We start from the raw sequence: 7001 nt of genomic DNA, 5'->3' as shown, positions 1-7001 counted from the left end.
TGCATGGCCTGGCCGCCTCGCTCAGCGGCGGCCAGGCCATGCAGGTGGCCCTGGGCGGTGCGCTGCTGTCGCAGGCCGACGGCCTGATCCTCGACGAGCCCAGCAATCACCTCGATGCCCGCCATCGCACGCGGCTGCTGGATGCGCTGGCGCACTGGCGCGGCGGCCTGATCGTGATCAGCCACGACCGCCACGTGCTGCGCGCGATGCAGCGCATTGTCGAACTGTCGCCGGGCGGGCTGCGCAGCTACGGCGGCAACTACGACCTGTATGCCGCGCAGAAGCATGACGAGCACAGCGCCGCCACCGAACTGCTGGCGCTGCGCAAGCGCGAACGGCGCCACCAGCACGACGCCGCGCGCGAGCAACGCGAACGGTTTGAGCACCGCCAGTCGCGCGCGCAACGCACGGCGCGCACGGCCAACCAGGCTCCGATCCTGCTGGGCGGCATGAAGAACCGCAGCGAGCACAGCGCCGGGCGCTGGCAGGCCCAGCAACTGGAGCGCAGCGCGGCGCTGGACGCCCGCGTGCGCGAGGCCGCTGCGCGGGTGGACGATGTCGCCGGGATTGCCCTGCTCGCGCCGCACCAGGCGGAGCCCGGGCCGCAGCGCGTGGCCGAGCTCACCGACGTCCAGCTGCCGTGGGTGTCGCCGCCGTGGCGGCAGCTCAGCCTGCGGGTGCAGCGCGGTCAGCGCATCGGCGTGCGCGGCCCGAACGGCAGTGGCAAATCCACGTTGCTGCGGCTGCTGGCCGGCGACTGCGATGCCGTTGCCGGTACCTGCACGGTGGCCGCGCGCACCGCGCTGCTCGACCAATCCCTGTCAACGCTGCCCGCGCAGGCAACGGCGCTGTCGCTGCTGCGCGAGGCCCACCCCGAGGCCGGCGACGCCGATGCGCGCACCCGGCTTGCGCTGCTCGGGCTGGACGCCGAACGCAGCCTGCGCCCGCTGTCCACACTGAGTGGCGGCGAGCGCCTGAAAGCCGCGCTGGCCGCCGTGCTGTACGCGCGCGCGCCGCCGCAGTTGCTGTTGCTCGACGAACCCGGCAACCACCTCGACCTGCCCTCCCTGGCCGCGCTGGAGCAGATGCTCAGCCAGTTCCAGGGCACGCTGATGATCGTCTCGCACGACCAGGCGCTGCTGGATGCCGTGGGGCTGACCCACTTCCTGGACGCGGGCGCCGAAGGCTGGTCGTTGACGGCGGTATAAGCGTCGCCGTCAGTGCCGCGACCATGCCGGGAATGCGTCGGGCAACAGCTGCCACAGCATCGGCCCGGCGCGCATCTCGGTATCGGTGAGCAGGCAGGCGTCGAACTCCGCGCGCACCGCACGCTCGTCCATCTCCACCCCGATCACCGCCAGCTCCTGGCGGCGATCGCCCCACCACGGATGCCACATGCGGCGCATGGCCTGGTACTCGCCGGCATCGCCCACCTCGTCCATGCCCGGCATGGGCGCGGTCCAGCAGGCGGCCTGTTGGCGCACCCAACCGACGTCGGTGTAAGGCACCTGCGGCGGTGGCAGCAGCGGCGGGGTGTCCTCCAGCCCGGCCTCCACCCGCTCGCGTGCGGCGTACCAGAAGCCGGCGGCCTCGGTACGGGTGGCCGCGCCCACACTGGACAGCTCGCCCACCCAGTCCATGCGGTTGGCCAGCCAGAAGAACCCCTTGCTGCGGATCACCGGCCCCAGCCCCTGCTTCAGCAGCTGCGCGAAGCGCTGCGGGTGGAACGGCCGACGCGCACGGTACACAAAGCTGCTGATGCCGTACGCCTCGGTCTCCGGCGTATGCACGCCACGCAGGGCCTGCATCCAACCCGGTGCCAACTGCGCCTTGATGTAATCGAAGCGATGCGTATCCAGCACGTCCTGAAGCGGCACGTTGCCCTGTTCGGACAGCACCAGCCGCGCCTCGCGGTTCATTGCGCGCAGCACGGCCAGGGTCGACTGCAGCGTGTCATCGTCGATCAGGTCGCACTTGCTCACCACGATCACATCGGCAAACTCGATCTGCTCGGCCAGCAGGTTCACCACCCCGCGCACGTCGTCGGCACCGGCCTGCTGGCTGCGGTCGGCAAGCCGGTCGGTCGAGCCGAAGTCGTGCAGGAAGTTCTGCCCATCCACCACCGTCACCATCGTGTCCAGGCGCGCGATGTCGTTGAGGCAGAAGCCGTCCTCATCGCGGACCGAGAAGGTGGCCGCCACCGGCATCGGCTCGGCGATGCCGGTCGATTCGATCAGCAGGTAGTCGTAGCGGCCTTCGGCGGCCAGCCGCTTGACCTCCTGCAGCAGGTCGTCGCGCAGAGTGCAGCAGATGCAGCCATTGCTGAACTCCACCAACGTCTCCTCGGTACGGCGCAGCGCCGCGCCGCCATCGCGCACCAGCTGCGCGTCGATGTTGATCTCGCTCATGTCGTTGACGATCACCGCCACCCGCCGTCCCTCGCGGTTGCGCAGCAGCTGGTTGAGCAGCGTGGTCTTGCCGGCGCCAAGGAAACCGGACAACACGGTCACCGGCAGGCGGGCATCGGTGGGGGCAGCAGTGGCGTTCATGGAGGGACAGGGTCCGCAGCGGAATGAAATGTTACTATATAACATTCACTGAGCCGGACCCCAGCCCCATGAAACGTTCTTCAACCCTGCTCGATGCCGGCGCCATCGCCCTGTCCAGCCTGTGCCTGCTGCACTGCCTGGCCCTGCCGATCCTGGCCGCCACCCTGCCCTTGTTCGGGGTGTGGGCGCAGGCCGAATGGGTGCACGTGCTGTTCGTTGCCATCGCCGCCCCGCTGACCGGCTTCGCCCTGTGGCGCGCGCACCGCCAGCAGCGCCTGCCTGCGGCCGCCGTCACCAGCGCCGCGCTGGGCCTGCTGCTGTTGCTTTCCGGTGCCGCCGAGTGGCCCAGCCACGACAGCGAAACCCCGATGACCGTCGCCGGCAGCCTGCTGCTGGCGGCCACGCATGTGTGGAACGCCTGGCGGCGGCATCGGCATTGAGTGGGCAGTCAACCGTCGCCGCTGGCGTGATGCTGCGCTTCGTCAGCGCGCGATCGCGGGACATCCGCCCCCTCAGCGGTGCAGCAGCATCGACACGATGAACAGCGCCAGCGGTGCCGTGCTGACCACCGCACCGACGATCCCCAGCCACGGCCAGCGTTCCTGGCGCACCCGCGAGGCCATGGCGGCCACCAGTCCTACGGCCGCCGCCGCGAGCACACCGATGGCGACCCCGGTGGTACCGGCCCCGGCAATGACGCCATGGTTGGCCACGCCGGCCAGCCAGCCGGCCGCACCCCCCACCGGCAGGCCAAGGAAACTGCACAGCCCCAACACGGGTGCCCGTGCGGCACGCGGTGATGCGGGAAGGGTGGATGCAGGCGAAAGGTTGTCCTGGGGCACAGGCGCGACTCGTTTGGAAGGCCTCCAACGTACACCCTGAACCGTGTCGGCGAGGCGCTGTCGATCCACGACGCCCGGGGGCGCATCCCTGTGGGAGCGCGTCGGGTGGAGGCGGCGTCTGGCCGCAGCGCCCTCAGTGATGGGCGATGAACGCCACGAGGAACAGCAGCAGCGGCGCCTTGCTGACCAACGCGCCGGTGATGCCCAACCACGGCCAGCGCTCCTGGCGCTCGCGTGCGGCGATGCTGGCCACCATGCCCACGCCTGCCGCCGCCAGCACGCCAATGGCCGCCATGACGCTGCTGACCACGCCTGCATCGCCCTGCCCGCCTACGTCTGCCAGCCAATAGGCCGCAGCGCCCAGCGGCAGCCCGAGGAAGCTGCACACGCCCATTACCGGGGCCCGGGCCACAGCTTGCCGTGGTTGGAAGGATGCTGCCGGTGGCGGACGGGGGTGCGGGGGCACGGGCGCTGCTCGTCTGGACGGCCACCAACGTACACCCGGGCGGATGGCAGGGGTGTACACGGCGGCCTCTCTACACGGCGTCGTTGGACGACGTTGCCTAGACTGCGCCTACCGCCGCACCAGCACACTGCCATGCGCCCAGCCATCTGCCTTCCCCTGCTTGCCCCGGTCCTGCTGTTGGGTGCCTGCCGCAACCCCGACACCGGCGCCGGCGTGTTCTCCGCCGATCCCCTGCTGGGCTGCTATGCCACCCACGCGCGCAAGCCCGCCGAGTTCCGCATCGAGCAGCAGCAGGGCCAGTACTTCGTCAGCTTCAACCGCGACGAGCAATGGCAGCGCGACCCCACGGCGCTGCAGGTGTCCTCGCGCGCGGACATCACCCGTTACTTCAAGGACGATGCCGATCAGATCGACAAGGCGTTGGTCCGGCCCACTGGCGGGTTCGGCATCTTCCACTTCAACCCGGGCGCCACCCTCAAGGGCAAGGACAAGAACAGCGACTACATGGCCCTGGTACTGATCGGCGCCGGACCTGTATTCAAGGTGCGTTGCGGCTGACCCTGGCGGCAACCGGCACTACCACCTCAGCATTGCACCTCCTCCGACCGCCCCACGCGATGGATGGAGCTGTAAGGCCATTCCATCGCATCGCGCACATGGCCGTGCTTCACCGGGTTCTGGTGCACATAGGCCACGTGTCGATGGAAGTCGTCCTCATCCAGAATGCGGTGTTCGCGAAAACTGCTGTGCCACAGCGGCCGTGCGCAACGATCGCGACGCAGCACCGCGCGCGGCGGCTTGCCCGGCAGGTGGCGGTCGAAGATGGCCTGGATCTGCGTCCAGCGCCGATGCCCGTCATCATCCCCCGCCGGCAGCGTCCACACACCATGCAGGTGGTCGGGCAGCACCACGATGGCATCGATGCGGAACGGCCGTGCCTGCTGCGCCACCCGGAACGCCAGCCGCAAGGCCTGCGCGTGCTCCACCAGCAGCCCGGCGTGGGCACGGTGCAGGTGCGCACTGAAGAAGTACGCGTTGCCAGGCTGCCAGGGGCGGTGATCGCAGGACATGCTCGCAGTGTCCATATCCGCCTGCACGGCAGCGATCAGAAGACGCAGCACCATTGGCTGGGAAAGTGGCGCGCGGTGCTGTCATCGCAGAAGCTGCGAAGCATCAGACAACCCCTCAATGGAGAGACGACGCTACACTGCGCGGTCACCCGCACCCGTGGCTGCCTGATGCGATTGTCCGCCGTGTTGTTGCCTGCGCTTCTGCTGCTTGCCGGCTGCGGCAACGGCGATTCGATCGGGCAGGGGCGGTTGATCGGCTGCTATGCCGCACCGGGTGCCCACAGCCGGGAAACCGTCAAACTGACCCGCGTGGACGGCCGTTACTTCATCGCCTACCGGCTCGCCTCGCCCTGGCGTCAGGTGGACACACCGCTGGTCACCCCCGACGACGAACAGCGCGCGGTCCTGTTCAATGCAGACGAACGTGCGCAGATGGAAGAAGCGCTGCTGACCCCGGACGGCCAGAGTGGCGTGTTCCGTTTCAAGCCCGGTGCACACGTACACGGGGAGGCGCTGCACGAGACGCACGTGGTGGTCGAACAGGGCAAGGTGCGTGCCATGCGCAAGCGACGCTGCCAATGGCTGTTCAGCCGCGGAACGCTGCTGCGCTACGGAACCTGATGCGCGCCATTGTCAGCGATGCTGCGCCTCGCAGGCGAGGCGCGCATCAGCACGGAGACGCGATTCGAGCATGACGTCCTGGCGCTGTCCGAGCCGGATGTAGGCCTTCGACGTATCCGGCAAAACGCGTCGCAACGCCTGGCTGATCGGCACCGACCATGTGGACGTGACCTCATGGGTGGTGGCGTTGGCGTCACCCTGCGGCGGCCCCAACACCCACGGCAGCATCAACAGCGTCTGTGCATTCGACTGCAGCACCTGCGGCGGCGCACTTTCATAGTCGACCACCACGCGTATCGAAGGCGCATCCTCGTCCCATCGGGGGCCGGCGTAGTAGCGATCAACCTGATCGCGCAGCGCGGCGCCGTGCAGCAGCGCGCGCATCTCGCGTTTCAATTGATCGGGCGTGCAGGCCGTCTGCAGCGGTGCACCATCTGACGACGCGCGTGCCAGCATCTGTGCCGGTCGCACCCGGCGGGCCACCTCTTCCACGCCCCGCGCGCGCGGCCACGCCGGCGCGGACAGCGCCCACAGCAGTTCGGCCACGCGCTGGGCAGGAACATCGTCGGTCAGCACCGCCCCGGGATTACGTGCATCCAGTTGCGAACGGCGCACGAAGGTACGGCGGCCTGCTGCGGGTTGGAGCCGGTGAACCTCATCGGCATGGTCACTGCCGCGGTGCTGGTAGTGGATGTCGATGGAGCGCACATCCTGCAACCCGCCTGCAGGAGGCGCATGCGGCGCGTTGCCACAGCCGACCAGCAACACCATCGCCCCCAGCCGCAGCGCGGCGGTCAGCCAGCGCGGCACCCGACGGTGGGAACGGCAGTGGTTCTGCAGCCTGGTGCTCATGTCGCGTCCTGACATCGTTCTGTGGGGTGCGCTTTCCGCAGGGACAGACGTCGTCCTGGCCAGTGCGCCAGTACTATAGCCGTGACGCTTCGGCACACGCGAAGCGATCACAAACCCGGCCAGCGTCCGGTGTCCCCAGCGACTGCACTGCGAACCACCGCACAACTGCCCGCCGCTCTGCGCGCCACACTGTGTCGCCCCTCCCGGAGCCTTGCTCGTGCAGCCACTTCTCGCGTTGCTTCTGTTCACCAGCGTCGTGCCCGAGCCTCCTCCACCGGGGTTCCACGACCGCCCCGCCCTCGACGCTGACGGCACTGTTCTGATCGTGCGCACGGGGCGCTGGCCGGACCTGGCCGATGACCAGCGCCAGATAGACGTGGAACAGGTGCTTGTGCCCAACCCGGATGGCTCGTTCACTTACCGGTACGCGCGCCAGTCGCTGGCCACCCGCGTCTACCACCAGACCCTGTGTGCGCGGGACGGCATGGAGGCGGCCACCGGTGAAGGCATCCTCAGCGGCGCTGGAACCTATGGCGGCTGGGTATGTTCGTCCGTGCAGGAGGACCCGGCCCCACGCCCGAATGAACCTGGACGCTAGTAC

10 protein-coding genes are annotated in these 7001 nt (G+C 69.0%); 5 read left to right on the top strand and 5 right to left on the bottom strand.

The annotated features are described in order from the left end of the window. Window positions 1–1208: ATP-binding cassette domain-containing protein (locus DBR34_RS03920; protein ID WP_258223648.1), on the top strand; the 1208-nt coding region annotated here is incomplete at its 5' end. Window positions 1209–1217: 9 nt separating this feature from the next. On the opposite strand, the gene DBR34_RS03915 is transcribed toward DBR34_RS03920, so the two are convergent. After that, a complete protein-coding gene (locus DBR34_RS03915; RefSeq protein ID WP_128095787.1) occupies window positions 1218–2549 on the bottom strand; it encodes a GTP-binding protein in 1332 nt (443 codons plus the stop codon). A 68-nt stretch (window positions 2550–2617) separates the two neighbouring features. On the opposite strand from DBR34_RS03915, the gene DBR34_RS03910 reads away from it, so the two are divergent. After that, window positions 2618–2989, top strand: coding sequence for a MerC domain-containing protein (locus DBR34_RS03910; protein WP_128095786.1), 372 nt, complete (start codon window positions 2618–2620; stop codon window positions 2987–2989). Window positions 2990–3061: 72 nt separating this feature from the next. Here DBR34_RS03910 and DBR34_RS03905 read toward each other — a convergent pair whose 3' ends face one another. Both DBR34_RS03905 and DBR34_RS03900 read right to left on the bottom strand, forming a co-directional pair. Further along, the gene (locus DBR34_RS03905; protein ID WP_258223647.1) at window positions 3062–3325 is read right to left on the bottom strand and encodes a hypothetical protein; all 264 of its coding nucleotides are present in this window, start codon (window positions 3323–3325) and stop codon (window positions 3062–3064) included. A gap of 199 nt (window positions 3326–3524) precedes the next feature. Then, the gene (locus tag DBR34_RS03900) at window positions 3525–3803 is read right to left on the bottom strand and encodes a hypothetical protein (RefSeq protein ID WP_219928206.1); all 279 of its coding nucleotides are present in this window, start codon (window positions 3801–3803) and stop codon (window positions 3525–3527) included. Window positions 3804–3989: 186 nt separating this feature from the next. Here DBR34_RS03900 and DBR34_RS03895 point away from each other — a divergent pair, with 186 nt between their 5' ends. After that, the gene (locus DBR34_RS03895) at window positions 3990–4415 is read left to right on the top strand and encodes a hypothetical protein (RefSeq protein WP_128095783.1); all 426 of its coding nucleotides are present in this window, start codon (window positions 3990–3992) and stop codon (window positions 4413–4415) included. 26 nt (window positions 4416–4441) lie between these two features. Here the strand turns inward: DBR34_RS03895 and DBR34_RS03890 are convergent, their stop codons facing one another. Then, window positions 4442–4927, bottom strand: coding sequence for a transposase (locus tag DBR34_RS03890; protein ID WP_128095782.1), 486 nt, complete (start codon window positions 4925–4927; stop codon window positions 4442–4444). 168 nt (window positions 4928–5095) lie between these two features. Here DBR34_RS03890 and DBR34_RS03885 point away from each other — a divergent pair, with 168 nt between their 5' ends. After that, window positions 5096–5548 (top strand): hypothetical protein, encoded by a 453-nt coding sequence (locus tag DBR34_RS03885; protein WP_128095781.1) that lies wholly within the window; start codon window positions 5096–5098, stop codon window positions 5546–5548. A gap of 12 nt (window positions 5549–5560) precedes the next feature. Here the strand turns inward: DBR34_RS03885 and DBR34_RS03880 are convergent, their stop codons facing one another. Beyond that, a complete protein-coding gene (locus DBR34_RS03880) occupies window positions 5561–6319 on the bottom strand; it encodes a hypothetical protein (protein ID WP_258223646.1) in 759 nt (252 codons plus the stop codon). A gap of 298 nt (window positions 6320–6617) precedes the next feature. Here DBR34_RS03880 and DBR34_RS03875 point away from each other — a divergent pair, with 298 nt between their 5' ends. Then, the gene (locus DBR34_RS03875; protein ID WP_128095779.1) at window positions 6618–6998 is read left to right on the top strand and encodes a hypothetical protein; all 381 of its coding nucleotides are present in this window, start codon (window positions 6618–6620) and stop codon (window positions 6996–6998) included. Window positions 6999–7001: the final 3 nt, after the last annotated feature.

Origin of the sequence: Stenotrophomonas sp. HMWF003 (assembly GCF_003061285.1) — a bacterium.
Lineage (GTDB): Bacteria > Pseudomonadota > Gammaproteobacteria > Xanthomonadales > Xanthomonadaceae > Stenotrophomonas > Stenotrophomonas maltophilia_AP.
This window is presented reverse-complemented; position numbering and strand designations above follow the sequence as displayed.

What these genes read in the sequence shown, in the direction of transcription:
- DBR34_RS03895 (WP_128095783.1), top strand. Translation starts at nt 3,990, where the DNA reads ATGCGCCCAGCCATCTGCCTTCCCCTGCTTGCCCCGGTCCTGCTGTTG.
- DBR34_RS03915 (WP_128095787.1), bottom strand. Translation starts at nt 2,549, where the DNA reads ATGAACGCCACTGCTGCCCCCACCGATGCCCGCCTGCCGGTGACCGTG.
- DBR34_RS03885 (WP_128095781.1), top strand. Translation starts at nt 5,096, where the DNA reads ATGCGATTGTCCGCCGTGTTGTTGCCTGCGCTTCTGCTGCTTGCCGGC.
- DBR34_RS03880 (WP_258223646.1), bottom strand. Translation starts at nt 6,319, where the DNA reads ATGGTGTTGCTGGTCGGCTGTGGCAACGCGCCGCATGCGCCTCCTGCA.
- DBR34_RS03910 (WP_128095786.1), top strand. Translation starts at nt 2,618, where the DNA reads ATGAAACGTTCTTCAACCCTGCTCGATGCCGGCGCCATCGCCCTGTCC.
- DBR34_RS03890 (WP_128095782.1), bottom strand. Translation starts at nt 4,927, where the DNA reads ATGTCCTGCGATCACCGCCCCTGGCAGCCTGGCAACGCGTACTTCTTC.